This is a genomic window from Nonomuraea sp. NPDC052265, from assembly GCF_044547985.1.
GTDB lineage: Bacteria > Actinomycetota > Actinomycetes > Streptosporangiales > Streptosporangiaceae > Nonomuraea.
Map to the genome: position 1 here is coordinate 557,332 of NZ_JBIUBJ010000003.1, position 24,951 is coordinate 582,282.

General features: G+C 69.7%; 45 protein-coding genes. 41 read left to right on the forward strand and 4 right to left on the reverse strand.

Annotated elements, in window-relative coordinates; genetic code table 11:
* Positions 1 to 12 precede the first annotated feature (12 nt).
* From ACIHAD_RS12215 to ACIHAD_RS12225, 3 genes are read left to right on the forward strand one after another with little or no spacing between them, the layout of a single operon-like run.
* Positions 13 to 1,380, forward strand: coding sequence for a hypothetical protein (locus tag ACIHAD_RS12215; RefSeq protein WP_397354396.1), 1,368 nt, complete (start codon positions 13 to 15; stop codon positions 1,378 to 1,380).
* Positions 1,377 to 1,673, forward strand: coding sequence for a hypothetical protein (locus ACIHAD_RS12220; RefSeq protein WP_397354397.1), 297 nt, complete (start codon positions 1,377 to 1,379; stop codon positions 1,671 to 1,673). The genes ACIHAD_RS12215 and ACIHAD_RS12220 overlap by 4 nt, the downstream gene beginning before the upstream one ends.
* 39 nt (positions 1,674 to 1,712) lie before the next feature.
* Complete coding sequence (locus ACIHAD_RS12225) at positions 1,713 to 2,015, forward strand: hypothetical protein (protein ID WP_397354398.1); 303 nt, start codon at positions 1,713 to 1,715, stop codon at positions 2,013 to 2,015.
* Between the two features lie 343 nt (positions 2,016 to 2,358).
* Here the strand turns inward: ACIHAD_RS12225 and ACIHAD_RS12230 are convergent, their stop codons facing one another.
* Both ACIHAD_RS12230 and ACIHAD_RS12235 read right to left on the reverse strand, forming a co-directional pair.
* Positions 2,359 to 2,853 (reverse strand): NUDIX domain-containing protein, encoded by a 495-nt coding sequence (locus ACIHAD_RS12230; protein ID WP_397354399.1) that lies wholly within the window; start codon positions 2,851 to 2,853, stop codon positions 2,359 to 2,361.
* The gene (locus ACIHAD_RS12235) at positions 2,850 to 3,587 is read right to left on the reverse strand and encodes an XRE family transcriptional regulator (RefSeq protein WP_397354400.1); all 738 of its coding nucleotides are present in this window, start codon (positions 3,585 to 3,587) and stop codon (positions 2,850 to 2,852) included. Before ACIHAD_RS12235 ends, ACIHAD_RS12230 begins: the two co-directional genes overlap by 4 nt.
* A 173-nt stretch (positions 3,588 to 3,760) precedes the next feature.
* Here ACIHAD_RS12235 and ACIHAD_RS12240 point away from each other — a divergent pair, with 173 nt between their 5' ends.
* The gene (locus tag ACIHAD_RS12240; protein ID WP_397354401.1) at positions 3,761 to 4,180 is read left to right on the forward strand and encodes a hypothetical protein; all 420 of its coding nucleotides are present in this window, start codon (positions 3,761 to 3,763) and stop codon (positions 4,178 to 4,180) included.
* Between the two features lie 417 nt (positions 4,181 to 4,597).
* Here the strand turns inward: ACIHAD_RS12240 and ACIHAD_RS12245 are convergent, their stop codons facing one another.
* Both ACIHAD_RS12245 and ACIHAD_RS12250 read right to left on the reverse strand, forming a co-directional pair.
* On the reverse strand, positions 4,598 to 5,563 hold the full coding sequence (locus tag ACIHAD_RS12245) for a hypothetical protein (RefSeq protein WP_397354402.1): 966 nt from the start codon (positions 5,561 to 5,563) through the stop codon (positions 4,598 to 4,600).
* Between the two features lie 285 nt (positions 5,564 to 5,848).
* Positions 5,849 to 6,268 carry a helix-turn-helix domain-containing protein gene (locus ACIHAD_RS12250; protein WP_397354403.1) on the reverse strand — a complete coding sequence of 140 codons (420 nt, stop codon included), beginning with the start codon at positions 6,266 to 6,268 and terminating at the stop codon, positions 5,849 to 5,851.
* 546 nt (positions 6,269 to 6,814) lie between these two features.
* Between ACIHAD_RS12250 and ACIHAD_RS12255 the strand changes: the two genes are divergently transcribed.
* From ACIHAD_RS12255 to ACIHAD_RS12435, 37 genes are all read left to right on the forward strand, one after another.
* Complete coding sequence (locus ACIHAD_RS12255; protein ID WP_397354404.1) at positions 6,815 to 7,168, forward strand: DUF6011 domain-containing protein; 354 nt, start codon at positions 6,815 to 6,817, stop codon at positions 7,166 to 7,168.
* Positions 7,169 to 7,181: 13 nt separating this feature from the next.
* Positions 7,182 to 7,622, forward strand: a complete 441-nt coding sequence (locus ACIHAD_RS12260; protein ID WP_397354405.1) for a hypothetical protein — start codon at positions 7,182 to 7,184, stop codon at positions 7,620 to 7,622.
* Between the two features lie 51 nt (positions 7,623 to 7,673).
* Complete coding sequence (locus ACIHAD_RS12265) at positions 7,674 to 8,069, forward strand: hypothetical protein (RefSeq protein WP_397354406.1); 396 nt, start codon at positions 7,674 to 7,676, stop codon at positions 8,067 to 8,069.
* 40 nt (positions 8,070 to 8,109) lie between these two features.
* Positions 8,110 to 8,370, forward strand: coding sequence for a hypothetical protein (locus ACIHAD_RS12270; protein WP_397354407.1), 261 nt, complete (start codon positions 8,110 to 8,112; stop codon positions 8,368 to 8,370).
* The gene (locus tag ACIHAD_RS12275; protein WP_397354408.1) at positions 8,367 to 8,990 is read left to right on the forward strand and encodes a hypothetical protein; all 624 of its coding nucleotides are present in this window, start codon (positions 8,367 to 8,369) and stop codon (positions 8,988 to 8,990) included. The genes ACIHAD_RS12270 and ACIHAD_RS12275 overlap by 4 nt, the downstream gene beginning before the upstream one ends.
* Before the next feature lie 157 nt (positions 8,991 to 9,147).
* Positions 9,148 to 9,579, forward strand: a complete 432-nt coding sequence (locus ACIHAD_RS12280; RefSeq protein WP_397354409.1) for a hypothetical protein — start codon at positions 9,148 to 9,150, stop codon at positions 9,577 to 9,579.
* A 56-nt stretch (positions 9,580 to 9,635) separates the two neighbouring features.
* Positions 9,636 to 9,881: a hypothetical protein gene (locus tag ACIHAD_RS12285; protein WP_397354410.1), complete on the forward strand. Its 246-nt coding sequence runs from the start codon at positions 9,636 to 9,638 to the stop codon at positions 9,879 to 9,881.
* A gap of 13 nt (positions 9,882 to 9,894) precedes the next feature.
* Positions 9,895 to 10,506: a hypothetical protein gene (locus ACIHAD_RS12290; RefSeq protein WP_397354411.1), complete on the forward strand. Its 612-nt coding sequence runs from the start codon at positions 9,895 to 9,897 to the stop codon at positions 10,504 to 10,506.
* Positions 10,503 to 10,886, forward strand: coding sequence for a DUF6907 domain-containing protein (locus tag ACIHAD_RS12295; RefSeq protein WP_397354412.1), 384 nt, complete (start codon positions 10,503 to 10,505; stop codon positions 10,884 to 10,886). The genes ACIHAD_RS12290 and ACIHAD_RS12295 overlap by 4 nt, the downstream gene beginning before the upstream one ends.
* A 104-nt stretch (positions 10,887 to 10,990) precedes the next feature.
* Positions 10,991 to 11,224, forward strand: coding sequence for a hypothetical protein (locus ACIHAD_RS12300; RefSeq protein ID WP_397354413.1), 234 nt, complete (start codon positions 10,991 to 10,993; stop codon positions 11,222 to 11,224).
* Entirely contained in the window at positions 11,221 to 11,427 is a 207-nt protein-coding gene (locus ACIHAD_RS12305) for a hypothetical protein (RefSeq protein WP_397354414.1), read from the forward strand. The genes ACIHAD_RS12300 and ACIHAD_RS12305 overlap by 4 nt, the downstream gene beginning before the upstream one ends.
* 37 nt (positions 11,428 to 11,464) lie before the next feature.
* On the forward strand, positions 11,465 to 11,755 hold the full coding sequence (locus tag ACIHAD_RS12310) for a hypothetical protein (protein WP_397354415.1): 291 nt from the start codon (positions 11,465 to 11,467) through the stop codon (positions 11,753 to 11,755).
* 11 nt (positions 11,756 to 11,766) lie between these two features.
* Entirely contained in the window at positions 11,767 to 12,129 is a 363-nt protein-coding gene (locus ACIHAD_RS12315) for a hypothetical protein (RefSeq protein WP_397354416.1), read from the forward strand.
* Positions 12,116 to 12,457, forward strand: a complete 342-nt coding sequence (locus ACIHAD_RS12320) for a hypothetical protein (protein WP_397354417.1) — start codon at positions 12,116 to 12,118, stop codon at positions 12,455 to 12,457. Before ACIHAD_RS12315 ends, ACIHAD_RS12320 begins: the two co-directional genes overlap by 14 nt.
* Entirely contained in the window at positions 12,450 to 12,932 is a 483-nt protein-coding gene (locus tag ACIHAD_RS12325) for a hypothetical protein (protein WP_397354418.1), read from the forward strand. Before ACIHAD_RS12320 ends, ACIHAD_RS12325 begins: the two co-directional genes overlap by 8 nt.
* Positions 12,925 to 13,695, forward strand: a complete 771-nt coding sequence (locus tag ACIHAD_RS12330) for a hypothetical protein (protein WP_397354419.1) — start codon at positions 12,925 to 12,927, stop codon at positions 13,693 to 13,695. Before ACIHAD_RS12325 ends, ACIHAD_RS12330 begins: the two co-directional genes overlap by 8 nt.
* Positions 13,696 to 13,757: 62 nt before the next feature.
* Positions 13,758 to 14,000: a hypothetical protein gene (locus tag ACIHAD_RS12335; RefSeq protein ID WP_397354420.1), complete on the forward strand. Its 243-nt coding sequence runs from the start codon at positions 13,758 to 13,760 to the stop codon at positions 13,998 to 14,000.
* A gap of 68 nt (positions 14,001 to 14,068) precedes the next feature.
* Positions 14,069 to 14,500, forward strand: coding sequence for a hypothetical protein (locus ACIHAD_RS12340; RefSeq protein ID WP_397354421.1), 432 nt, complete (start codon positions 14,069 to 14,071; stop codon positions 14,498 to 14,500).
* 451 nt (positions 14,501 to 14,951) lie between these two features.
* The gene (locus ACIHAD_RS12345; protein WP_397354422.1) at positions 14,952 to 15,338 is read left to right on the forward strand and encodes a hypothetical protein; all 387 of its coding nucleotides are present in this window, start codon (positions 14,952 to 14,954) and stop codon (positions 15,336 to 15,338) included.
* Entirely contained in the window at positions 15,331 to 15,774 is a 444-nt protein-coding gene (locus tag ACIHAD_RS12350) for a hypothetical protein (RefSeq protein ID WP_397354423.1), read from the forward strand. The genes ACIHAD_RS12345 and ACIHAD_RS12350 overlap by 8 nt, the downstream gene beginning before the upstream one ends.
* Before the next feature lie 139 nt (positions 15,775 to 15,913).
* Complete coding sequence (locus tag ACIHAD_RS12355; protein ID WP_397354424.1) at positions 15,914 to 16,369, forward strand: hypothetical protein; 456 nt, start codon at positions 15,914 to 15,916, stop codon at positions 16,367 to 16,369.
* 203 nt (positions 16,370 to 16,572) lie between these two features.
* Positions 16,573 to 16,833 carry a hypothetical protein gene (locus tag ACIHAD_RS12360; protein WP_397354425.1) on the forward strand — a complete coding sequence of 87 codons (261 nt, stop codon included), beginning with the start codon at positions 16,573 to 16,575 and terminating at the stop codon, positions 16,831 to 16,833.
* Positions 16,834 to 16,852: 19 nt separating this feature from the next.
* On the forward strand, positions 16,853 to 17,299 hold the full coding sequence (locus ACIHAD_RS12365; RefSeq protein WP_397354426.1) for a hypothetical protein: 447 nt from the start codon (positions 16,853 to 16,855) through the stop codon (positions 17,297 to 17,299).
* A complete protein-coding gene (locus ACIHAD_RS12370; RefSeq protein ID WP_397354427.1) occupies positions 17,296 to 17,571 on the forward strand; it encodes a hypothetical protein in 276 nt (91 codons plus the stop codon). The genes ACIHAD_RS12365 and ACIHAD_RS12370 overlap by 4 nt, the downstream gene beginning before the upstream one ends.
* 32 nt (positions 17,572 to 17,603) lie before the next feature.
* Positions 17,604 to 17,942: a hypothetical protein gene (locus tag ACIHAD_RS12375; protein WP_397354428.1), complete on the forward strand. Its 339-nt coding sequence runs from the start codon at positions 17,604 to 17,606 to the stop codon at positions 17,940 to 17,942.
* Between the two features lie 315 nt (positions 17,943 to 18,257).
* Entirely contained in the window at positions 18,258 to 18,500 is a 243-nt protein-coding gene (locus tag ACIHAD_RS12380; RefSeq protein ID WP_397354429.1) for a hypothetical protein, read from the forward strand.
* Positions 18,501 to 18,582: 82 nt separating this feature from the next.
* Positions 18,583 to 18,906, forward strand: coding sequence for a hypothetical protein (locus ACIHAD_RS12385; RefSeq protein WP_397354430.1), 324 nt, complete (start codon positions 18,583 to 18,585; stop codon positions 18,904 to 18,906).
* A gap of 19 nt (positions 18,907 to 18,925) precedes the next feature.
* Positions 18,926 to 19,411, forward strand: a complete 486-nt coding sequence (locus ACIHAD_RS12390) for a hypothetical protein (RefSeq protein ID WP_397354431.1) — start codon at positions 18,926 to 18,928, stop codon at positions 19,409 to 19,411.
* On the forward strand, positions 19,398 to 19,760 hold the full coding sequence (locus ACIHAD_RS12395) for a hypothetical protein (protein ID WP_397354432.1): 363 nt from the start codon (positions 19,398 to 19,400) through the stop codon (positions 19,758 to 19,760). The genes ACIHAD_RS12390 and ACIHAD_RS12395 overlap by 14 nt, the downstream gene beginning before the upstream one ends.
* A 77-nt stretch (positions 19,761 to 19,837) precedes the next feature.
* Entirely contained in the window at positions 19,838 to 20,008 is a 171-nt protein-coding gene (locus tag ACIHAD_RS12400; RefSeq protein WP_397354433.1) for a hypothetical protein, read from the forward strand.
* A 377-nt stretch (positions 20,009 to 20,385) separates the two neighbouring features.
* Positions 20,386 to 21,564 (forward strand): DNA polymerase III subunit beta, encoded by a 1,179-nt coding sequence (dnaN, locus tag ACIHAD_RS12405; RefSeq protein WP_397354659.1) that lies wholly within the window; start codon positions 20,386 to 20,388, stop codon positions 21,562 to 21,564.
* A 121-nt stretch (positions 21,565 to 21,685) separates the two neighbouring features.
* The gene (locus tag ACIHAD_RS12410; protein WP_397354434.1) at positions 21,686 to 22,144 is read left to right on the forward strand and encodes a hypothetical protein; all 459 of its coding nucleotides are present in this window, start codon (positions 21,686 to 21,688) and stop codon (positions 22,142 to 22,144) included.
* A 213-nt stretch (positions 22,145 to 22,357) separates the two neighbouring features.
* Positions 22,358 to 22,744, forward strand: a complete 387-nt coding sequence (locus tag ACIHAD_RS12415; protein ID WP_397354435.1) for a hypothetical protein — start codon at positions 22,358 to 22,360, stop codon at positions 22,742 to 22,744.
* A gap of 121 nt (positions 22,745 to 22,865) precedes the next feature.
* Positions 22,866 to 23,132, forward strand: a complete 267-nt coding sequence (locus ACIHAD_RS12420; RefSeq protein WP_397354436.1) for a hypothetical protein — start codon at positions 22,866 to 22,868, stop codon at positions 23,130 to 23,132.
* Positions 23,129 to 23,686 carry a hypothetical protein gene (locus ACIHAD_RS12425; protein ID WP_397354437.1) on the forward strand — a complete coding sequence of 186 codons (558 nt, stop codon included), beginning with the start codon at positions 23,129 to 23,131 and terminating at the stop codon, positions 23,684 to 23,686. The genes ACIHAD_RS12420 and ACIHAD_RS12425 overlap by 4 nt, the downstream gene beginning before the upstream one ends.
* Before the next feature lie 124 nt (positions 23,687 to 23,810).
* The gene (locus tag ACIHAD_RS12430; RefSeq protein ID WP_397354438.1) at positions 23,811 to 24,311 is read left to right on the forward strand and encodes a hypothetical protein; all 501 of its coding nucleotides are present in this window, start codon (positions 23,811 to 23,813) and stop codon (positions 24,309 to 24,311) included.
* A 64-nt stretch (positions 24,312 to 24,375) separates the two neighbouring features.
* Entirely contained in the window at positions 24,376 to 24,948 is a 573-nt protein-coding gene (locus ACIHAD_RS12435; protein WP_397354439.1) for a DUF4192 family protein, read from the forward strand.
* The last annotated feature ends 3 nt before the right edge of the window (positions 24,949 to 24,951 follow it).

Sequence of the window (24,951 nt, forward strand, 5' to 3'; positions counted from 1 at the left end):
AGGCGACCTGACGTGATCAACCTGCTGACCCGCCTGCGCCGGCAGCCCGACCCCGAGCCCGAGCCGGTCCTCAAGACGGCCGCCGACTACTTCGCCGACGCTGAGGCCGCCGAGGCCGCCCGGCTCGCCGCCGAGGAGCGCGCCAAGGCCGAGGCGGCTGAGCGCGCGGCCGCGCGCGCGGCCGCCGAGGACACCGCCAAGATCGCTGCGATCGAGCACAAAGCCAAGATCGAAAACGAGCGGCGTGAGGCCCGGCTCGCCGATGAACGCGCCCGTGCTGCTGAAGCGGCACGGCAAGCTGATCTTGACGCCGAGGCCGTCAAGCGTGCCGAGCGCGGCAGCACGCGGCGCGTCACGATCGCCACTTTCGGCGAGCGCTTCCGACGCCTGGCCGTCAACATCGTCGTGAACGTCGGCGCCGGCTACGGTCAGGCGGCCTACATGTTTGATCACCTTGCTGTGCCCTTGCCGGTGGCCGTCATGCTTGCTGCCGCCCTTGAACTGGTGGCCGTCACGACGCTCGATTACGGCCTGACCGCCCGCAAGGCCGGCCGTCCGTACAAGCTCAAGATGGCCGCTGCCGCCCTGCTGGCGGGGGTTGTTGCCTCGCTCAACTACTCGCACTGGAGCGTGACGCCCCAGCGGCAAGGGCTCTCGGTCCCGATGCTGCTGCTGTCCCTGCTGTGCCCCCTGCTGTGGGCCTGGTACCACGCAGCTCGGGACGCCGAGACGACCCCCGCACGTGATCTTGCTGCCCGTGCAGCAAGGGGCAGCAAGATCGCGGTAAGGGAGCATGGCGCCGTAACGGGCGGCAGCACGGAGATCGCCAAGTTCACCGGCCTGCAGTGGCTGCTGTGGTTCCCGAGCACCCTCGCTGCCAAGCGCGCCGCGATCCGCTACGGCCTCACCGACCCCGAGGCGGCATACCGTGCTGCCGCGCAGCACGCGGCCGACAAGGACGCAGCACGCCACAGCAAGATCGACATCAAGGTCAAGGTGATCAAGGAAGCCGAGGAACGGGCGGTCGCCGCCGAGCGCGCCGTGACCGAGATGCGCGAGCTGCTCGTCGCTGCACAGGCCACCCTCGAAACCACGCAGCGACGCGAACTCGCCGCCGGCGCCTCGAACCTGATGCCCTACCTGCCGACGCCGGACGAAGTCGCCGCCATGACAGACGATCAGGAGAAGCGCGACAGCGCAGAAGACGCTTTCCGGCAGGCCCTGCTCGACCACACAGAGATACCGGGCGCCCTGCTCGGCACGCACTACGGCATGAGCCACTCATGGGGCCGGGCCCGCGCCCGCCGAGTGCGCGAGGTGCTCGTCGGGCAGATCGACGACGAGGCCGAGGGCGACGAGCAGGAAGGGGCGGCACCGTGAAGCGCCGACACACTCCCGGCGAACTGATGAGCCGCACCGCCGACATGGCCACCTCCGGCCTCCCACCCGCTCCGCCGCCACGCCGCCATCTCGCCCGCCGGCACGCGCAACCCGGTAGCACCGGCACCGGCTGCTGGATGGCGCACGCCGCTGGGCAGCTGTACGACCAGGCCATGCAACTGCTCGCCACCGTGCTGCCCGAGGCCCCGCCGCTACACGGGCAGAGCACGGCGCCAAATGAGCAATGCGATGCCGGTATGCCGGACTGCCTGAGCCCGCAACGAGAGGCGTGACGACGCGTGGTCATGCAACGCGCCCACTACACTCCGATCATGACCACGCCGTCTGGGCCATCCGAACAGGAATGGGAGGCTGCTCGCGCCGCGCTGCGGCGCCGGCAGGACAGCCGTTACCAGGCGGACCTGGATCAGATCGTCTTCTACGAACGAGCGCAGGCGCTGCTTCGGACGCCGGAAGGCCAGCTCCGTCCCGGCTCGCGCGGCCAGGTCGAGCGCAGGCTCGGAGTGGGCAGCAGCCTGTCGCGCTACATCGAGCGCGCCGACACCAAGCAGATGCGGCGCGACCTTGAAAAGCGCCGCCGGGAGGAGCTCGCCGTACGCGACGGCGAGTCGTAGCGGCCGCCGGACGGACTCGTGCGTAGAGCCGTTCCCGCCTCCAAGGCAACAGGCGGTGACGGCTCGGCCCTGGGCGTCGCCCGCAGGCGCCGGCGTTTCCACGCCCGCCTCGGCCCAGGACCCCGAGCCGTCACTGCGCCCAGACAAATCCAGGGCTGGCCAACGGCGGACATGCGAACGGCCCGACGTCCACCAGCCCCCTAGCTGATGCACATCGGGCCGCCTGCAGCAAGGACCTGACAAGTCCGCCGAACCTCTCCCGATTCGGGAGTGGCGCGTTTTCAGGGTAGCCGCTGCGGCTGCCCGCCAGGAAGCAAGTACCCGGCCGCCTACAGTCGCCCGGCTACTCGATGTACGGCTCCTGATCGCCGAGCCCTATCTCGATGCGGCGCTGCAGGGCGGGATGCACGGAGTAGTCGCCGAGGTCGCCGGGGGCGACCCAGCGCACCTCCTGCGCTTCTTTCGGGTCCGGCTTCACGACTCCTCCGACCACGCGGGCACGCAGGCAGACGTTGATGGGCTGACGGACCTCGTTAACGTCGTCTCCATGCATGTAGACGATCACGTGCTCCGGGGAGGAGAAGATCCCGACGAGGCCGATAATCTCGACCTTCAGGCCGGTCTCCTCCTCGCACTCCCGGACGGCGCACTGCGCGACGGTCTCGCCCTTCTTGATGCCGCCCGTGGGGATGGTCCACAGGTCGTTGTCCGTGCGCCGCAGCAGCAGCACAGCGCCTTCATCGTTGCGGACGAACACGCTCGCCGACGCCTTACGGCTGGTCGGTTTCGGAGCGTCAGGGTCTTGCCAGTGGTCAATCCGGCGGGTGTGCTTGCTCACAGGTCGTCCTCCTCGACGGGCCGTGCCGTGGCCCATACCCGCTCGTAGGACTCTACGTAGGTGTTGAAGTAGGCGCCGTCGATGCGGCGGATGTGCATGGTCGGCGTGTAGGCCGCGAGGATCCCGTAGACGTGCACGTTGATCAGCAGTTCGTCGTCGAACCGGTAGATCGAGTTGTACAGCGGAGTGTCATGTAGCCGGACCTCCACCGCGGGCGGCATGTTCTGCGAGTAGTAGGCCAGCACCGCGGCAACCCGGCCAGCGACGCCGCCGCCGATTCGCTGCTCCGAGTCGCGGTAGCCGAGCTGTTTGCCCTTCGGGTCGCCCAGGAGCAGCCGGACCCGGACGCCGGCGTTGGCCTTGGCGATGAGCGTCGGAATCCAGTCGGGGTGCTCCTCGGTGAGGAACAGGCCCGCGTACGCCAGCAGATCGACCGTGCGCTCAGAGGCGCGCAGCAGCTCGGTCCACAGGTGCCGGGGCACATCGCTGCGCCGAGGGTAGGTCGCCACCAGCTCCGCACCGGCCAAAGACGCGCCGTTGACCGCTTCAGGCCACAGATAGCTTTCGTCTTCCTGGAGGATCGCGGCCACGCGATACCGCGTTCGCGGGTAGGGCACCGAGTCGCCGCTGATCCACCGCTCAACGCTCTTGGTCGATACTTCAGCGGCCTGGGCAAGGCTCGCGATGTCGTGTCCCGCCCGGAGCATCGCTCGGCGGAAGCGTTCGTTGACCACGTTCCCATGCTGACAGCTAAGGACATCTTGCGACGTAGTCATTGCGGATAGTTGTCGGTAGATGTCTCACAGTGTCGATGTGCTGTCCGCTACATGGCCGTCACGCTGGGACTACCTCCCAACGAAGGGCTTTCTCGTTGCACTCCTGACAAGCCACAAACGGAAGCCGACACATGACAACAGAACAGATGAACAGCGCGACAATGCCGCCGGCGCCCCCTAAGCCTGCGGACCTCGTCCACCAGCTCATCGGAGCCGCCGAGCAGCGCGGCCTGACCGCTAAGCAGGTCGCCCACGCGATCTTGCACTTCTCCCGGCCGCCCGACTACAGCGAGCTCGAACCCAAGCAGCGGGCCGTGGCGGAAAAGATGTTCAACGGCCTGTCCCAGATGGTCGTTCTCCTGCCTGACCGGGAAGCCGCGCAACCGGAGGGTGGGCCGATCGTCTTGGCCTGGTACTGGTGGTGGCAGGGCGATCGCCTCGCCAGCGGTAGTTCCTCCGACGAGATGCAACGCCTCACCGACGGGGAGGACATCGAGACGGCGGCCGACCGTATCGCGCACGTCCTGGCGTTGCAGCCGGCCACCATCTGAGGACGTCGCGCTCCCGCCGGGAATCGAGGGTGCGATGAGGAGGGGGCGCCGCTCTGGGATCTCCCAGACCCACACGCAAGGTGCGGCAGAGCGACGCCCCCTCGCCATGTATTCGTGACACGTCCGCGCCCTGGTTGCCACTGAAATCGCGGAATTTCATCGGCTGAATCAGACTTGCGAGGCCCGGGCTGCCGGCGCGGCGCTCGGACCTCGTAGGGTCCCGCAGCACTCCCCGATCTTCCCCTGGGGCATCGTCACGGGATCCAGGCCCCCACCGGAGCGGTGGGGGCCTTGCCGTGTCAGGACCGAAGATGCCTGTCCGGGAGGAACTGGTGAGCCTCTACCTGGCCAGCCAGCTCAGCAACTCGGACTGTTCGCCGTGACCGGTTGCCAGCCGCGCCTTTGGCCGAGCTTCGGTCACAGGCAGAGGTCGACATTCAGAATGGGAAGGTCCACGTCGACGTCGAGCAGGCTGCACTGGGACGCTGCGGCGGTGGTCGGCGGTGTGGTCGTCGGCGCCTCTGTCGGCTCCTGTGCCGGCGCTGGCGACGGTGAACGAGACGGTGTGCTGTCGCGGATCGGCTGGTCGGTGCCCGACGGGGTGTCGCGGGGTGGCGGGCTTGTCCTGGTCGGCTCCGCGGTGGGCGGCCCGCTCCCGTCAGGGCCGTCCTCGGTGTCCTCGCCACCGTCGTCGTCGCGTCGGCTGTCCGGCCCGCGAGGCTCATTGGACTCGTCGTCGTTCGGCTGTTCGTCGGGGCGGCGGGGTTCGCCGTCGTCGTCGGCGGGCTCAGTGTCCCCGGACGGTAGTGGGGTGGGCTCGAACGCGAGTGGTTTCCGAGGCGGCGTAGAAGGTGCCCGGGAGGGGGTGGGTGAGCGGGAGGTATCGGGGGAGGGCTTGCTGCTGAACGGCTGGGCGGACGCTGTGGGCCTGTCGCTGGCTTCCATGGCCGTCGGCTGGTTGGCTGAGGCGAGGGCCAGGCCGACGGCGGTCACCACTCCCACGACGGCGACGGCCGCCCGACCGGGGCGCTTGCGCGCCTGCTGCCACAGCCACACCAGCGGCAGCGGCACGAACGCGCCCGAGCGCAGCAGCTTGATCGCGGCCCGTACCGCGGACCGTGAGTGCACGGCGTTGACCACGAGCGTCGTCCCGCCTATCCGGACGGCGAGCAGCGTGGAGTCCATGCGTCGTAGTTCTTCGCCGGGCCGGGTGCAGGCGGCGGCGGCGTCGAGCAGGTCCCGCCAGACGGCGATCTCACGTTCGGGGTCGACGCAGCCGAGCGCGCTGATGACCGCGCGGACCGGCCGGTCGCCGCTCACCAGCTCGACGATGTGTGTTTCCCCGGCGGGGGCTCGCAGGGTGTGGCATAGCTCGATTGGCACTTCGTGGAGGCTGAGGGCCGCGTCGAGAGCGCGACGCAGACTGTCGATCTCCTTGCGAAGTTCGATGCGTGTGGAGAGGTCGCCTACGGGTGTGATGCCGCGGACTGTTTGCAGGCGATGCCTAACCATCGCCAGCAGATCCCGGAGGGTCGATCCATCGTCGCTTTCTGTCACCGACATACCGCCTGAAATGCGCAGGAAGTTGCAGAAGAGAAGAGGGTGTCGTTCAGCTCATCCTGGGATCTGCGCTCAGACAAGAGAAGGCAACAACATGAAATCAAATGGTTACACCGCGTGACCTATGCGTGTGACATGACCATGACTCACTTTGTCGGACTGCGGGCGATCCGCGGTCCGCTTCAGCGCGAGATACAGCTGCACCAGCGACAGGCGCTGCTCATCGGACAGCTCGGGGTCGGGAACATCCCACAGATGCTGGAGCACGGGATTGTCCGGGTAGCGCGCCGGAGACAGGGCGTCGCCGTAGAGGATGGTGGCCGCGGTGTTCTGCTCCCACCCGAGGACGCGGTCGACGCCTGCGTAGGTGAGCTCGCGGACGCGGAGGGCTTCCTCCACCCGAGTCCAGGTGATCGGACTCATGGGGGCCAGGCGGGCGGCCTTCTTGATCGACAGGCCGAGTGCCTGGCGGCGGGTTTTCACTGCCGCGGCCAACCGGGCGTGGTCGAGATGCGGGTCAGGGTCCACGCGCTCAGCATGACACGCCATAGGTCGCTCTATGTATAGACCGTCCTATTGCGGCCTATTGCGGTTCTGTGGCGAAGCAGAACGCGCTATTTCTATATCGACCTATAGCGACCTAGAGTGACCTGTGCCATACTCCCTGAGTGCGCCGCCGTGGATCTCCCAGGATTCACCCGGTGCGGGCGGCGGTGCACTCAACGTGCGAACGCTGCGCGCAGGCGGCGCCTCGCATGCGGCCTCGCCGCGCGGACCCACCGGGGGGAGGGTCCGCCGGCGAGGTATGGCGCTCCGCCGCTCACATCCTCGGCGCGGACGCCCCGCCTCGCGTGCCGAGCAGCTCCGCGGGGGCGGCCTGCAACGGCTCATAGCGAGGAGAAAGTCCGAACGCCCAGGTCCCACGACCTGGGCGTTCGTCGTTTCCGGACCCCTGACCTGCGAACTCTCCTCGACACTTCTCCAACCTCCTGTACGGTAACACTTGCAACTGTACCCCCATCACTGTAGTGTAAGAATTGCATCATTGATTGAGGCCACAGGGAGGGAAACCAGGTGGAGACGGTCAACTGCCTGCGGTGCGGGCGCAAGCTCCGCTCCGCCGAATCGATCGCCAACCGGCGTGGCCGCCGCTGCCGGAACCTCGTCCAGGCCGCCGCCCGCACAGTCGCACTGACCGACTACAAGCCCGCCCAGATCGAACGAGCACACGAAGTGATCGAGCAAGGCGGCGTCGTCCCCACCAGCCGCCCGAACCTCTGGACCGCCGTCAGCAGCGACGGCACCACGACCTACCTCGTCGCCCTCCAGGGCTGCACCTGCCCGGCCGGAATCAAGCAGCGCCGCTGCTACCACCGGGCGGCCGCCACCATCCTCACCGCCGCACAGCCCGCCCGCCGGGCCGCCTGACCGGAAGGACCATATGACCCCCACCGACCCGTCGACCCTCAACGTGGGAGACGCCGTCATCGTCGAGGACACCCCCGGCATCTGGATCGTCTTCCAAACCGAAGCCGACGGAACCGCCCACCCTCCCGCGCAGACGCCGTGGATCCGCGCGCAGCGCGTCTACGACGGCGAAGGCCCCTGCGACTACGCCCGCGACTTCCGCACCGGTCAGGCCACCCTCATCACCGGCGGGTACGTCGCCGGTCAGCGCGACGGCGGACCGGCCGCCCACCTCGGTTACCGCCTGACCGCCGGCCGGGAAGCCATCCTCGTCGTCCCCCGCCACGCCGCCGCCACCGTCTCCGACCGCGCCGTCCTCGACGAGATCCACACCTTGCAGGCCGCCGTCCACCTCACGGCCGACGCGTCCCTCGTCGACCGCAGCCCAACCGGCTGGAAGCCCGCCCTGTCGTAATCCCGGGCGACCGTCACCGATCCGTCAACCAGCGAAAGCGAGCACCAGCAGATGATCACCCCCGTGTACGCCGTAGGCGAGACCCTCCACCTGTCGGCGACCGTCCACATCGTGTCCCGCCCCGCCCCCGACCGGTACGTCATCGCGTTCGCCGACGGCCGCCAAACCAAGCTGCCGCTCGCCGGGCCGGACGCGTGCGTTCAGGTCACCCGCGCCTGCCCGGCCGACGGCAGGCCCCTGCCTGGCCAGATCTGGACCGACCACTCCGGCGCTGAATGGTTCGCCTGCGGCTCCGCCGAGGGCTCCGGCCCGACCATGGTGTCAGCGGACGGCACGAGCTGGAGCTGGCAGCACCTCAACAACACCAACGGGCCGATTCAACTCTTCCGTGACGTCACCCAGCCGCAGAACACCGACGCCGCCTGCACGGTCATCGACCGCCCGTAGCGCACACCAGCCGCCCAGCCCGGCAGCACCTGGAGGAGCAGTGCGCGAAGCGACCGAAGTGACCGTCATCTACCAACGGGACCAGTGGCTGGAACGGGGGATCTGCAAGCCGGACCAGACCAGCCAGCAGTGGGCCGACGCGTTCAAAGCCCTCGGCGGTGAGATGTGCCGCCCCCGCCCGGCCTGGCAGACGGGCGCCCCCGCCGGCGTCATCGCCGTCCACGTCAGAGGCGCCGACGCCGCGATCCGTTTCGTCATCGACTGCTGCCACCCAGCCGCCATGAAGGCGGCCCAGCCGTGACCCTCCACCTCCACACCTGCCTGTGGCACGCCGACAGCGCCGAAACCCGGCACTCCGCCCTGCCCCGTGGAAAGGACCCCGTCATGTCGCCCACCCACACCGACACCCCTGCGTTCGCGGCCGACCGCTACCAGATCGAAGTGACCCCGCTCGGCGAACCGCTGACCTACCGCGTCGCGCTGCTGGACGCCGGCACCGGCAAAACCCTCACAGCGCTGACGGGCGTCACCGACGCCGACCTGCCGGTAGCCGTGCACAGGGTGATCGCCCAGCAGGACGCACGAGGCCCGATCGACTGCCCGGTGGCGATCGCCGCCCGGGCCGCTCTCATGCTCATCGACCTGGACGCCGCCCTCCAGTCCGACGGCACGTTCAACGGCGACTACAGCTCCCTGTTCGCCCACCTTTCCCGAGGCACCGCGTGCCTCGCCAGCTCCTGCAGCCGAGTTGCCGCCGCCACAGACCACATAGGGCACGACCTGCGCTCGCACCCCTGGGGCGTCACCGCCGACCGCGCCGGCAACGCGCATCGGCAGCTCGCGTCCGCCTCCGGCTACCTGGAGACGGCCTCCGAACAGGCGCTGCAGGGACAGGCCGAATTCGCATCCGGCCGGCCGTGAACATCGGCTTCCGCGTCGTGTTCCCGCTGTCGGCCGCGGTGCTCGTCATGCGGCCGACAGCTGCCCGGCCGAACACTGGCCCTCCACCTCACCAACCCGCACCGAAAGGCCCGCCATGCGTCTCACAGCCCCCCAAAGCGGCTCCCTGCTGCCTGACTTGACCTTCACCGAGTGGCGGATCGCGCTCGCCACGATCCTGCTGTTCCTCACGGTCGGCATCACCTGGGAAATGCGCCGCCGCGCCAAGAACGCCGAGCGCACCACCAGCGGCCACGTCGAAGAAGACCGCCCCGACCGGCTGGTGAGCCCACCCCTGCTTTTCCTGCTGGCCCTCCTGATGCACTCCTCCTGGACCTCCCTGTTCATCGCCTTGGGGCTCGCCTGGGCATTCCAGGCCGGCACCCGGCGCGGCCGCGCTGAACTGGCCGCCTGGTACGAGCTGTTCACCAGTCAGCGGCACCGCGGCCTCAACCTGTACGCCGTCCTCCACCCCATCGGCGGCCTGGTCTACTGCACCCTCATCGGCAGCGCCATGCTCAGCGCCCTGTATCTCGACTTCCTGTTCGGTCAGCTCACGGCTGCCATCTGATGGGCGCCGCAACGCCCCCCAGGGCTCGCTGGCGCGCCCGCGTCGCCACCGCCTCAATGGCCCTGACGGGCGCCGCCCTGATCGGCGCCGTCCTGGCCGCCGCCCGGACCGGCGGCTGGGAGCTACTGGCCGTCCTGCACCTGGACGAGGGCCGCGCCCTCGTCATCGGCGTAGGGGTCATGCTCGCCGGCCTCGACCTGATCCGCTGCGGCCTGACGCGTCGCCCCGTCGACCTGACCAGCGTGGCGACCCTCGGCTGGACCGCGATCTTCCTTGTCTTCGTCCTGTTCGCCAACCTGTAAGGAGCCCCCAGCGATGACGATCACCATCACCGAAGCGGCGATGACCAGCCGCCTCACCCCGGTCAACGCCGAACGTGTCTCCGCGCCCGGCGAGCCCGAGCTGTGGGTCGTCACCGGCCGGCGCAGCGCGCTGAGCCGCAACCAAGCGATCACCGCCCTCACGATCGCCGAGTACCGCGCCACCGGCCGAGGCGCCAGCCCGCACGTCGCGCAGTGGGAACAGGAACTGCTCGTGCCGATGATGCCGACAGATCCGTGGGCGCTGCTGCAGACCCTCAAGGCCGCCGCCCGCGCCGTCCGCGGCCTGCCCATCCGCCACGCGCCGCCGGACAACACCAACGACATGATCACCTACACGGCTGGTCTCGCTGACATGCTCCGCGACGTCGGCGAGGCCGTCGGGCACCTGAGCGGTTTCGCGGGCGAAGTGCGCGACGTCGCCGCCGCCGAAGCCGCCGGCGACCACGCCGACACCCGCCACTGGGACGTCGTCGAAGTCCGGGCCGCCGCCGCGGCCGACAAGCTGAGCCACGCCGGCGACCTGCTGCACCGCACCAGCTCCTCCGCAGGTAACGCGCAGCAGGAGATGCTCCGGCGGCGCGACACCCACGAAGGACGGAGGTGACCGGCGCCGGCACCGGCGGGCAGCACAGCGCGCGTAAGAGCACGCTGGGCTGCCCGCCGTGGTGCGTCCAAACCCACGACGACGTGCCTTTCACCGTCGACCTGTGCGGCAGCGCCCCCACGATCGTCCACCTGGGCCCCGTCCAGTGGGGCGACCTATCCGACCATGTGTCGTTCGTGGCCGTCATGCGCGTCGACTTGCGCGGCCAGCCGGACAACCCCCAGGTGTTCATCAACGCACCCGGCGCATCCGCCTCGCTCGACCTGGCGTCCGCGCAGACCCTCGCCGACGTTCTCGCCGCCGCCGATCCGAGCCACAAAACCCGCGGTTTCATCGCGGCGCTACGCCGAGCCGTCTCCACCGGACGAGCCGGTGGATGAGCTGAGCAAAGCCCGGCGGGTCGCAGGAGGAACACTTCTAATTGTCCCCCCTCACCTCGATAGGGTTTGAACTACCGCCACCAGGGAACTCGGGGGAGTCCTTCATGCCTCAAATCACGCCTGCCCGGCCGCCGCGCCGGCCCGCCCCGCCGCCGCCCGCCGCTGCCCGCACCCGGGCCCTGATCCTCACCGCCGCGGCGGTCGCCTCGGTCGCCATCCTCGCCTACGCCGCGTACCTGGCGCTGTCCCAGCTGATCGCCGGATACACCGCCTTGTTCGCCGTCATGGCGCTGGTCGCCTGCGGTGCCCCGCTCGACGCCGGCCCGATCAACGGGTGACCGAGTACCACCTGAAGTACCGGGCGCCGTGCACCTACGTGACGATGGTGGACGGCGCCCCGAAGCGCTGCGGCCGTATCCCGACCCGCCGGTTCCTCAACGGCTGGTACTGCGACAAGTGCGCTCGCCACTGGGAAGCGGTCGTCGCTTCCTGGGCCAACCCGCGCCCCGCCGCACCCCAGGACACGGCAAAGCGGGCCTGACTCGCCCTTTGAACCCATGTGGATACAGTCGATCACTGTGCCCATACCGCTGATCCTCGCAGTCCTGGCGATCGTGTTCCGCGTCACGCGGTTCATCACCTCTGACGAGCTGGCCAGGCCGATACGCGAATACGTCGACCGCCGTTTCGGCCCGGAATCCCGCGCCGCCTACCTGGTCGGCTGCGGCTGGTGCGCCTCCATCTGGGTTGCCGCCGTCGCCGTCCCCCTCGCCTACCGCTACGGCGACCGCACCTGGTTCCGGCTCATCGCCACCGGGTTCGGCGCGTCCTGGCTGTACGGCATCGCCGCCACCCAGCTGGACGACTGAGGGGCCGCCCGGTGACCTCGCCCGCTCGGCCGGTCGACGCCGACGACCCCGACTGCGTCGCCTTGGCCGCCAACGTCGCGGTGATGCGGGCGCTTGAGGTCGCCGGTAAACGGCTCCTGACCCGGGACCGCCGCTCCCAGTACCAGCACCTGCCCGCCTGGGAGCTCCACACCGAGATCCCGGCCCCCGAGGAAGACCTGGACCGGCTGCTCGCCGACGCCTGGACCTGCCTGACGCAGGTCCTGCCCCACCGCGACGACCTGATCACCGTCGTCGACGGGTACGTCCGCGACCTGCTGCGCTCCGGGCAGCCGCACGAGACGCGCTGGCTGATGCGGGCCCTGACGACAGGAGATGAACGTGAACGCCCGTAGCGTCCCGGCCGACGAGCCGCTCTACACGCTGGGCGGCGCCCAGGCCGAACTCGACCGGCTGGAGTGCGCCCGCCACGGCCACGACCTGGAGCACATCGTGGGCGGCCTGTTCCTGCAGCCGAAAGCCGCGTTCTGCGCCCGCCGCTGCGGGCACCCCGGCTGGGCGATGGTCCCGGCCGACCAGCCGCACCTGTGGCGCTCCCTCGCAGCCGTCATCGCACGAGCGCTGGCGCCGTACCCGACCGCGCTGGCTGCCGTGAACGCCGCCATCGACGACGCGATGGCGCAGCCGGCGGGCGTCCCCGAGCAGAGGACGGCCAGTGACTGACCTGCGCCGCCTCCGCGCGGCCCTGCGGGAAGAGCTGGCCGAGCTGTGGCACGACCTGGCCGCCGCCCACCGTCGCAGCCGCACCAACCCGCCCGAGCAGTCGCCCCAGTGCCGCAACCTGATGCGCCGCATCACGGCGATCACCGCCGAGGTCGGGCCGACACCGCCCGGCGACATCGAGTTCGCGTTCCTGCTGACGGGCCTGTACCAGCGGATCCACCAGCAGCTCCACATCGACGTGCACCTCCCCGAAGGTCTGCTGCAGCACGCCCACGACCACGCGACGCCCGGCGGCCGGCTGGCCCTGGGCTACCCCGAGGGCCTCGTCGAGGAGCACCGCGACCGCCGCATCTACTTCCTGCGCAAGGACAACCAGCTGTTCTTCCGGATCTCCGACCGCACCGGCCCGCTGTCCGGCCGTTTCGACACCGTCGAAGCCGCGCGCACCGCCTTCGAGGAAGACGACAATGCCTGAGCTTGAAGCGCTGATCCCGGGCACAGCAGAGCCGTACAGGACGGCCTGCCCCCAGTGCGGGCAACGCTGCACCGTCGCCCCCGTCATCGTCGACTACGACAACGCCGAGATCACTCCAGGCATGCGGGAAGCCCCCCATTCCCGGGTGATCGCCTGGATGACCAGCTGCTCCCACCACATCCCCCTCACCGAGCATCAGCTCACCTTCGACCCGCAGGGCAAGATCGCTGAGTTCACGCCCGTTGAGCACGCCGATGACCACAGCAGCCCGGCCGGGCAGGCGCCGCCGAACCCGCCGATGGGCGCGCACGGCTGGGTCATCCCCCTGCCGGACGGCGGTAAGGCGCGGTGCGGAGGCCCAGCCGAGTGCCAGGTGTGCCGGCAGGAGTGGCGGGAAGTCGTCTACGCCGCCCGCCGTGAATCGTGGGGGTGGCGGTGCGGCGGCCCCGGCATCTGCGAGCAGTGCCGGGCCGCGCTGCTGGCGACCGGCATCGACCTGGACGCCTACGCCGGTGAAGACCCCTGCGCCTACGACCCGTCGGCGAGCCGCGTGGCGCCGATCCCGCGCAGCACACGCTGCCCGTCGACCGGTGCGCCGCCGCGCGACTGGATTTCGATCGGGCACAGCGAATCCGCGCACCGGCTGCTCGGCCGGTGCGCGCACTGCCCCGGTCACACAGCCGAACTCGAGGTCGTCGCCTGGCGCAGCTGGGCGATCCAACTGCTGTACACGATCGACCAAGGCGTGTGCAGCGGCGCATGACGTGCCTCGCACCTGCTCGCCGACGCGGCCGCGCGGCCGCCGGCATTCGATAGGAGGACCCCATGGGATGCGGCTGCAACAAGAGGAACCAGCAGGCCAGCCGGTTCGTCGTCGTCTACAACGACGGCACCGAGAGCGCCCCGTACACCACTGCCCGGGAAGCGGACGCGGAGAAGCGCAGGACCGGCGCCACCGCCCCCGTGAAGACCGTCACGACCACGGCGCACCAGCCCGCCCCCGCGGCCCCGACACACAACGCGAAGATTGTTAATGGCGGGGGTGTGCGGAATGGCATCGAGGCGTGAGCGACGGCCCTCCCGCCGGCGCCGCCCTGGCCGGCCGACACCTTCAACACGAGGCAGGGGATAGGAACATGCGCGACATCCACGACCAGGTCGACGAGTGGTTCACCTTCCACCCGCCGCAGTCCGACACGCGCCGGCAGGCGCACGTCACAGTCCGGGACGGCTGCCGGACCCTGGCCCACCAGCTCGCGGACACGGTGCCGCCGAGCAACGAGCTGGACGGTGCGCTCTGGCACCTGAGGCAGGTCGCGATGTGGGCGAACGCCGGACTCGCCCTGGCCCCCGACCCGGATGCCCGCCCAGGCGGATGCCCCAGCTCCGGCGCGGGCACCGCGCCCCGCGGCGACCTCCTCGGCGTTGCGGCCGCACCCGGCGGGGAGATGACCGTCTGCGAGCAGTCCAGCCCGCTGACGGCCGACCAGTCCAGCGCCGCTCCGGGCCTGAACCTGCTGGCCGACCAAGGCTGCCCAGGCTCGTGCGCGGGCGCGCCTCCGCAATGACCTGGGGGGCGAAGGCGCGGCTGCACGCCGCGGTGTACCTCGTGCGGGGCAACACGCTGGAGTGTGCCGGCCACTGGCGCCAGGCGGACGGCGGTGTACGCCTGGCTCACTGCCCCGAGCAGGGCCGGCTATGAGCGGGCGCGGCTATGCGCGCGGGCCTCCGCGGGCGGCCTCGGGCCGCGGCCGAGGGACAGACAGCCCAGTTGATAACAGCGAAAAGGAGCAGGTCATGATCAACATTCTGAACGATGTGCTGAACCACGCGATCATCTTCGTGAGCGTGCTCTAAGCGCCCCAATGCGACGACGCCCCTCGTATCGTGCGGATGCGAGGGGCGTCGGACGTTCACGGCCCGGTCAGGGCGAGGTGCACCCGAGGAGTTCCCCGACGTGGCAGCTGAATTCCAGGAGTCCCCTGCTAACGATCAGTAACGGGGCAACGATGTTGAGTTATGCCGCCCCCCGACATCCCCGACGATGCGATCCTCACCCAGTTCGGCAACAGGTTGAACCCTGGGTTCTGTATCTTCCCCTTCCGTAACCAGTTGCGCCTCGGAGAGAAGGGGCTGTCGCTCACGCTCGGAGAGCCCAGCGTCAAAGAGGTGGTCGACTTGCTGTACCGGGGCCGTCGCAGTGCCAGCATGCACGACGGGGTGCGGCGTACAACCGCGGGCCGGCTCCGCGCAGCCGGGTTCACCCTCACTCTCGACGGAGGGAAAAGGAACCCCAATCACGTGTCCGTGAGCCTGGACGGGGACACTGAATGGACAGACGATGAAAGCGCACGCTTCAACGACTGCTTCGGTGGCCCGACATGGATGGAGGAGAACGATGCCTGATCAGATTCACCTCCGCTTCGGAGCGAAGCCGTGGGATCCCGCCGACAGCGCGAGCCTCATCGAGGTGTTCGACCGGCACGACCGGCCCACGTGCGGACTGCTCGAACAGCACGATCAGCGCTACCTGTTCGACTGCGTCGAAGGCCACGCCTGGGACATCAACGTGTGGGCGTACGTTCCCGTGTCGCCGGCCCAGGTCGCCGAGCTGCGCGCCGCTAACGGTGCGGAGTTCGCCGGCCGCGTTGACGCCGTCATGCGATCAGGGGTGATCACGGTGGCTCTTGCCGTGGGTGACAGCCTGGAGATCGCGGAGATCGTGACCCCGGAGATGCTCGCGGGCAACGTGTACGCGGGCGTCATGGACGCGGTACTCGCGAAGATCGAAAGGGGCCGGAGTACGGCGGAGTCGCTGCGGAAAGTGCAGCTGACTCCCTGAGCTGTGCCCCTGGCCTCATTGCGACGTGGCGCCTCCGCCTGTGCCCGGTGGAGGCCATGGCCAGTCGCTGCGCTGTTCCGGAACGCCGACACCACCGAACAGCCTTGATATCAGATCAGTAGTATGCAATGGTTTTGTTATGAATGAGGATGGGAAGGACTCCGCGCGGGAAGCCGTTGGCGTCGCGCACCGGAATTTGAAGGCGGCGGAGAAGGCCGTGGCGCAGGCCATCGTGGACGCGCGCCATGTGAAGGTCACGTGGCGGGAGATTGCCGAGGAGCTGGGCATTGCCCAGCCGAACGCGACGCGCAAGTACAAGCCTTTCGTGGACGCCGGGACTCCTCGGAATCTGTGGCCGAATGAGGTGGCTCCGCAGCTTCTTGCGCGGGCTGCCGTGCGCATGGCGTACGAGGCGCACCAGCGGGCCGAAATGGCCGAGCTGCAAGCGGTGGCCGGTGCGCGTACCGCAAGGGTCGCCTGGGGGGACATCGCGGCCGGGGTGGAGATGTTGGAGTCGAACGCGATCGTGAAGTTCCGGCCGCTCCTGGTTGAGGAGCGCACGGTGAGTGTGCGCGCGGACGCCCTGAAGCGGTAGCCCGCCTGCCCGGCCGCCGCCCCCGCCCCCGATGAGGGTCGGGGGCGTTGTGCTGTCTCACGGCGGCCGCGCCGGAACCGGCCGGGAGGGGCTCCGGCCAGGCATTTTTCTTAGTCATTCTCCGCGACCAGGAGAGTATCTAAATAGTAAAAAGGTATGATGTTGATATAACAATGGTTGGTTATCGCCCCTTAGGAGTCACCGTGTTCGACGAGCTCACCTGCGTCTGCACCCTCGCCGAAGCCCAGCAGGCCCGCGACGACATCGCCGCCGCCTTCCTCCACGAGCCCGGTTATGGGCCCCACCTCATGGAGGAAGGCTTCGACGACCGTCAGTGGACGATCGTCTGGGAAGAAGGAGCTCCGGACGAGTGGACGAACCGCCTCTACGGCCGGGTCGCAGCCCCGGCCGGAACGTACTTCGAAGCGGTCAACCACCTCCAGCTGGCCATCTCCTGCATCTGATCTCGAAGGCGGAAAGCCGATGACCGCGCACATCTTCCTGTCCTGCCCCGAGCATCCGGACTTGCTGCGGTGCGACGACGACCACGGCTTCGCCGTCGAGACGGTGGCCTCGGCCCGTGCCCTGCTGGCCGTCATGCACCCGGAGACGGCGGCGAGCAAAGTTTCCCGCATCGCTCTGGACTGCGAGATCGACGGCTGCGGCACGCGCCTGTACGTGCGGGCAGACACCATCGCCGAGGCCCGCGCCAAGGCCGGTGAGCACAACCGCGGCTGGTACACCGCGCGCCGCGCCGGCGGCCGCCTCGTCGACGGCTGCCAGTTCCACCTCGGCTCCTGCTGCATCCACCACGTCACCCGCAGCAGCCCCACACTCGACCCCGCGGCCGTACTGCCAGGTGACGCCGAGCACCACGCCCAGCCCGCCCGGCCCGCCCAGCTTGACCTGTTCGTCCAGGAGGTGGCGTGACTCTCCCGAGCCTGCAGCACGTCGACCCCGCCGCTGTCCGGCGCGGCCACATCGTCCGCGTCACCGAATCGGAGATCCTGAGCGCCAGCGACGCGTACGGCGCGGTGCGCGCCACGAAGGACATGGGGGGTGGCTACTGGCGGATCCGCTGGGACCTGCTCAGCCGCCCCCAGCTCGACCAGCCGAACACCGGCATCCTGCACATCCGCCCGGGAGAGCTTGTGTCCTGTGTGTCCCGGGAGCAGTGGCAGCGGATGTCGCCCATCCCCTAACCCGTCAGAAACGGCAACGAAGGAGAAACCCTGTGACCGCCACCGTGTGCGACGGTAGCCCCCGAACCCTGCAGCAGGCCGCCTCTCGCGCCCTGGTCGAGCTCCTCGGCCTCGACCTGGCCGAGCTCAACTGGCATGTCCCGCAGACGGGCGCCGCCGCTGGAACGCTGGTTGGCGTCTGCGACGGCGGCGAGGCGCCCGAGCGTGTTGACGCGGTCGACGCCTGGGCGCACCACCTGAGGGTCACCCCGGTCTGGAGGCGCACCGGCACCGGCACCGGCGGCGAGTACTGCGCGGCCGGCGAGCACCAGGGCGCGCCGGTCATCGTTCGCGCCTGGCTTCCCGAGGCGCCGATGGAGGCGAACGCCTGATGCCGGCCACCGTGGACGGCGCACCTTAAAGGGCGGTCGCCCCGCCGGCGGACGGCGAGGCCGCGCTGTGTGGTGCGAGGCAGGCCCGCCAGGGCCGGATCGCGGCGGGGCCGGCGATCTACCCGCCGGACATGGTGCGCGACCGCAGACCACTGCTCAGGGTGCCCTCGTGGAACGCCCCGGTGCGCTTGGGGGCGAAAAACCAGCCGGACATTTTTTCGGCCCAGAAGCTCAAAATATGTATATCAGAATAACCGATTGCTATGATTAAGATATAAGAAAAAGCGCCACTCTAACCCTGGAAAGGGGCCCGACATGGACCTTCTCGACACCCTCACCGCCGACCTTCGCGCCAAGCTCACTGCCCCCGAGATGGCCGACCTGCTCGCCCAGGCCAACCGCCTCCACGAGAACGTCCCCCACCACAAGGTCCTCAACTACATCGAGCTCTGCGTCAACGACCCGGAGGCCGGCACGGACAGCGCGAAGTGGGGACAGATGATCGTCCAGATGGCCAACGACATCCTCTCGGTCGACCCCGCCAACCTCGACGACTGACCCGCGGGGGCGGGAGGCGCACTGCTCTCCCGCCCCGCCCCGGCACGACCATCCACCCACCGAGCACGAAGGAGTCGCACCCATGAAGATCACCTGCAGCACCCCCGGCATCGACCACGTCCACTCGCCCCACCACCCGACCGAGCGGTTCACCGTAACCTATGTGAGCCCCCGGACCCTCGTCGGCCGGATCGAGTCCTCCGAGCGCGTCGAGCTGGCAATGCTGGCCACCCTGATCCTGTGCGACCCCCAGTCCGGGCCGGCCGAGCCGGTCGACGTCATCACCGAGGCCGAAGCGCTCGAGGAGATGCGCGCCGACCTGGAGGAGGGATGCGACCCGGAGACCGCGCCCCTGCGCGAGGAGCTCGCCTCCCGCCTGGCCCACATCGCCAACCTCGCCGCCTGACGCCCCGGAGGAGACGGCCATGAACGCCGGCGACTACGCAGAGACCGCGAGCCGCATCGCGAAGGCCCGCCGCGAAAAGATCTACGGCGCGCTGGGCGGCATCGAACTGGCGCAGGAGGAGCGCGCGTTCGTCTGCGCCACCGCCTGGAACGGATCCTCCGAAGCGCTGGTCTCGCTGATCGAGAAGGTCCGCCGGGACGCCGACGCCGAGCGGGTGGCCGCCCTGGTCTCCGCGACGGGGTTCGAGTTCGCGCCGGCAAGCAAGGATGGCAAGGCGTGGGTCCTGGCCACGATCCGCCGCGCACACCGCAAGATCGAACAGGGCGGGTGGCCGGGGATGCCGATCGGCTGGCTGCCGGTGCGGGAGGCGCCGTCGATGCACGAGCTGATCGACGAGGGGCGCATCGAGATGGTCGCCGTCACCAAGCAGTCCAAGGTGACCCCGGGCAAGCGGATGCAGTACAGCTACGTGCGCATCACGAAGGAGGGCGATGTATCCCAGTAACGACTCGTGGGCCGAGGGTCGGGTCGCCGAGCTGGCCGCGCGCGAGGAACTGACGCCGCAGCGCTCCCTGGACCTGCTCCTGGAGCTCGCCTCCCACGCCGGCATCACCGTCGCCTGCTGGGGCCGTGACACCGCGGACCAGGGGCTGCCCGAGGGGCGGCGGCTGACGGACGGCGAATGGGAGCGGGTCCGCGCGAGTGGCTCGTGGGGCGACCTCTCCCAGGAGGCATGCAGCCGGGTGGCGGCGTCCGAGACGATCGGCAACGCCATCGTGGAGGCCGGTCTGGACTCACCGGAGGGCGGCAGCGCCGGACCTTCTCACCGATATTTCTGCACTTCAAAGCCGTAAACAGATATATATCAAGATCACGGATTGCTATGATTGAGATATAACAACCGGCCATTACTACCCCCAGGAGAGCGGCCATGTGCGCCATCGACACCCTGAGCTTCGAAGCCAGCCACGGCCGCAAGCCCCGCGGCGAAGGCGGCTGGATCTTCGAGAACACCGTCACCGGCAACAGGGTCGATGAGCACGGCATCTACGGCCAGCTCGTCCGCCAGCTCCCGGCCGGTAACTGGAAGGTCCTCCCGTAGCAACCCCGAGTAGCCGGTCCGCGCCCGGCCGGCTACCCGCCCATCCCATCTCTCAATGAGGAGTTCGCATGCCTGCCACCAAGACCAAGCCCGCCACCGAGACCGAGGTCAAGCCCGCCACCGAGGCCGGGCCGAAGCGCAGGGCGAGGGCCGCGGCCAAGCCCGCCACCGAGACCAAGCCGAAGGGGAGGGCGCGGGCCGCCACTCAGCCCGGGGTCAAGGCAGAGCCCAAGAGCAGGGGGAGGGCCGCCAAGGCCGCACCCGAAGTGAAGGTCGCGGCCGAGAGCAAGCCGGAGGCCGCACCCCAGGCGGAGGCCGTGACGGAGGCCAAGCCGGAGGGCGTGGCCGAGGCCGTGACCGAGAGCACGCCGGAGGTCGTGGCCGAAGCCGCACCGGAGAGCGCACCGAAGGTCAAGGCGCCTGCCGCCACCGCCTGGCGTGTCGACCGCGACGAGTTCGCCCAGGCCGTCACCTGGATCGCCCGCTCACTGCCCTCCCGCCCCTCAGTTCCGGTGCTGGCCGGGATTCGCCTCGACCTCGCCGGCGGCGAGCTCCGCCTGTCGGCGTTCGATTACGAGGTGTCCTCCGAGGCGGTCATCCCCGCGGAGTCCGACAGCGCCGCGCAACTGCTGTTGCCGGGCAAGGTCCTCGCCGAGATCGCGCAGGCCCTTCCCGCTCAGCCGGTGGACTTCACGGTCGACGGCGTCAAGGTCATCGTGGCCTGCGGTGCGGCCCGGTTCACGCTACTGACGATGCCGGTCGAGGACTACCCGACGCTACCGGAGATGCCCCCGGTGGCCGGCCGGATCGACGCGGCCGCCTTCGCAGCCGCAGCCGCCCAGGTCGTCATCGCGGCCGGCAAGGACGAGACGCTGCCGATGCTGACCGGCATCCACGTGCGGTTCGAAGGAGAGAAGGTCACGCTGGCGGCGACCGACCGATTCCGGCTCGCCGTCCGCGAGCTGACCTGGCAGCCGCCCACGCCGAACTACTCGGCCACGCTCATCGCGCCCGCCAGAGTGCTGAGCGCCTCCACCAAATCGCTGGTTTCCGCCGGCGAAATCGAGGTCGCCATGCCCGCCACGGGCGCGGCCGGTGACGAACTCCTGGGGCTGTCCGGCGCGGGCCGCCGGACCACGACCCGGCTGCTGGGCCCGGTCTTCCCGGACTACCCCAAGCTGATCCCCACCGAGTTCCCGCTGCACGTCGACCTGGACGCCGCCGCGTTCACCGAGGCGGTCAAGCGGGTCGCGCTGGTGGCCGACCGCAACACACCCATCCGGCTCAGCTTCGCCGACGGCCAGGTGGCGATCGAGGCCGGTGGCGGGGGCGACACGCAGGGCGTCGAGAAGGTGCCGGTCACCTGGGGCGGCGAGCCGTTCTCGATCGCGTTCAACCACGGCTTCCTGCTGGACGGGATTGGCGCGGCCTCGACCTCCACGGTGCGACTGCAGATGACGAGCGACACGCTGCCCGCAGTCCTCGTGGAGATCACCGCCGAGGGGGAGGTCGCCCCCGGATACACGTACCTGATCATGCCGATCCGGCTGAGCTGACCATGGCGCGGCGTCCGGGGGCATGGCCGACAGCACCCCGGACGCCGCCCAGATCAATATCAAATTCATAGCCTCGTGCGGCTGGTTGCCAGCCGCAGGGGGCTTCGACCATGGAGGACACGTGATGATCACCGTGAGGACCGTGAGGGCCAGCCGGACGCGCCGCTTCTACCGCGTCGTCTACATGGGCACGACCAGGGACCTGTACGCCGACCAGCTCGGCAACGCCCGGGTGGCGAGCATGCTGCGCGCCGCCACCGAATGGGGGCTGCCCATCACGGTCACCTCGACGACCCGCACCGACGCGGTGAGGGCGTGCTCCTGGTGCAGGGCCCGGCCGCGCGCCTGGGAGTGGCAGTGCGAGGTCAGGCGTGAGCTGACCACCTGCGACGAGGCGCAGTGCCGCGCCGCGCGCCGCGCCGCCGATGAGGGCGAGATCGCACCGCCGTCGTACCTGGCCGGCTACGCCCGCCCCCCGGCCGCCGCCCGCCACGGCGCGCCCACGGCCGATCTCAGCCCCTTTCGGCATGCCCGCCCATCCCACCACCTGACCGCGGCTCAAGCGAGATCACAGGTGTGATCAGGCCCCCTCCCGTCTGCTCTTGCGGGGCGCTGCTCGAAACGGCCCGCGACCCGGCCGGCCTCCGGGTGATCTTCGTCGGCCGTGCGCCCGCGGAAGGCTTTTTCTACGCTCCATCTCGCCAAACATTCTAATATCAGAAAGATAGTAAGATATGATTTAGATATGAAAGACCGGCTTTTCCCACCCACCCGAGCAGTGCTGGAGGCCTCCATGATCCGCGACCGTCTCGTCTACCCCGGCAACTCGGCCGCCGACGCCTATCTGCGCGCGGGACGGAACCTGCTGGCCGCCCAGGTCGGAGAGGAAAGCTCCCGCAGCGAGTGGCTCCAGGCCGTGGACCGCGACGACAAGCGCAACGGCTTCTACGGCTCGGCCGAGGCCCGGCAGCGGGCGGAAGGGCGCTACGACGCGCACCGCCACCAGTTGGTCGCCGCCCGGCGCCTGGAGGGCCGCACCAAGAAGGCCGCCACGGAGTTCGTCGAGCAGGCCGACGGGCCGGCCTCCAGGAGCAGCCGCCTGGCCGCCCTCGCCCTCGTCGAGGGGGAGCTGATCGCGGTGTGGGCCGACTACTACGACCTGATCAACAGCCGACCGTGAACCACCGCCTGGGGCGGACCGCCCGCCCCGGGCCGCGACAGCGGAAAGGGGAGACCGTGAAAAGCATCGTCACAACCGGCCGTTTGTGCCGCGCGGCCCGTGTGGGCGCCGGAGGCGCCGCATGATCGCCGGGTTCCGGGCGCGCACCCCCGGGCCGCAACCGATCGCCTACCAGGTGAGCGACCGGCGGGTGTTGTGCGCGCCCGGTTGCCTGTCGCACGAGGATGCGCAGCAACTCGCCGACGCCGACCAGCGCGCCGGTGACGTCCACTCGTGGACGGTCGACCTGGACCCAGGCGGCGAAGACCTGCTCTGCAGCGGCTGCGGCGCCGTCCTGGTGCAGGCGCCACCCATCGACGACGACAACGACGAGGAGGAACAACGGTGACGATGACCGAGGTGGAGGACGGGTTCCAGACGATGTTCGACCTGGCCGAGGTGCTCGCGCACGCCGAAACGGCTGCCGAGGCCGATCCGGGCGCGGCAATCGAGATCGCGGTCGACGGCACCCGGCTGCGGTTCACCAAGGGCAGCTCGGCGGTGATCGCGTCGCTGGAGTGCGACGGGCCGCCGGCCGGTGAGCCCACGTACATGCAGCTGGAGCCGCTGGCGCGTCGGGCGGGGAAGAGCGACCCGACGCCGCTGGAGTTCATGCGGAGCCTGCGAGCCGACGGCTGTACCCGGCTGCAGGTTCAGCGCAGCCCCCGCGTGACGGGCGGCTGGTTCATGACCGGCAATGCGTGGATCGAGCAGCGGCGGCCGCCGTATGACGTGTCCGAGCGGTACGTGGTGCTGTCGATGACGTGGCCGACGCACTTCGAGGTCCTCGACCTGGAGACGGGGCTCGCCTACCGGGAGGGGCCCGGCCGGGCGGCCCTGCAGGCGGGCCGCGAGGTCATGCAGGAGATCTGCGACCGGCTGAACGCGGCGGCGCGAAGCTGAAAAGCGGCCCCTGGGGGGGACTTTCTGGGCTCTCACCTGCGAAAACGCTGTACTATCAAAGTCATGGCAACATATGATTTTGATATAAGAACTTGATTCCCCCACTTCACCAGGAGGCGTCAGCATGCTCGGAACCCGCACCCACAAGATCACCGCCGCCCTGCGGCGCACCCAGTGGGAGCTCATCCTCGACGGCCTCGCCGAGGCCGGCTTCGCCTCCGACGGCCCCGGCTGGTGCTTCTGCCCCGAAGCCGACGGCAACGACATCTGCCGCGCCTGCGGCGAGCGCGAAGACCGCGCCTACGAGTACCGCGAGCTGGCCGCCGAGATCACCCGCATGCTCGGCGACCGGCACGGCCTGATCACCCTGGCGTTCTCCGCCTCCACCTGGGCCATCCTTGTATGCGCCCTCACGGAGGGCGCCACCCACATCGTCGACTCCCTCGGCTACGACTGCGTGCGCGCCCGCGCCGACCGCATGTGCGCCGACTGCGTGCGCGCGAGCTGCACCGCGGACGCGATCCGCGTGCACGGCGCCCGCATCGCCCGCCGCGTCAAGCGGACCCCCGCCCGCCCGACCCGCGCCCCCCGCCGGCCGCGTGGCACCCGCGCCAGCCGCCGCTGACCCCCCACCCACCAACCCGCCGGGGTGGCTCGCCCGCCCCGGCCGTCGAGGAAGCGGAACCCTGATGACCGACCACGACGACCTCCGCGCCCACTGCCGGAACCTCCTCCAGCGCATCGACGCCAACGGCAACCGGTGCGACTACCCGGCCCAGCTCATCGCCGAGAACACCGACCGGCTCCGCCGCCTGTACGGCGACGACACCGCCGGCGCGCCGCTGACCGCAGCGGAGACGATGAAGCTCGGCATCGCCCTGCACATCTGGTGGCTACGCGACCGCGCCTGGGCCGACATCACCACCGACAACGCCCAGGCTCGCGCTGAACAGTGGGCATCCGTCGCCGTAACCCTGCCGCCCGCGTTCATCACGCCCGCCGCGTTCCTCGCCGCCTACGCCGCCAGCTCAGCCGGCGACTTCCCCAGCGCCCGGGCCGCGCTGGAGGTCGCGCTGACGTGCAACCCGCACTACGGAGCCGCCCTGCTGCTCCTCTCCGACGTCGCCCACGAAGTGCTGCCCCTACGGATGGACGATGCCGTGGGCCTGCTGACCAGCGCCCCCGCTGCCGAGTGGTTGCAGCCGCTGCGCGACCGCATCCACCTGTTCCACCAGCTCGACGGGCTCCCCTCCCAGAACTGAAGA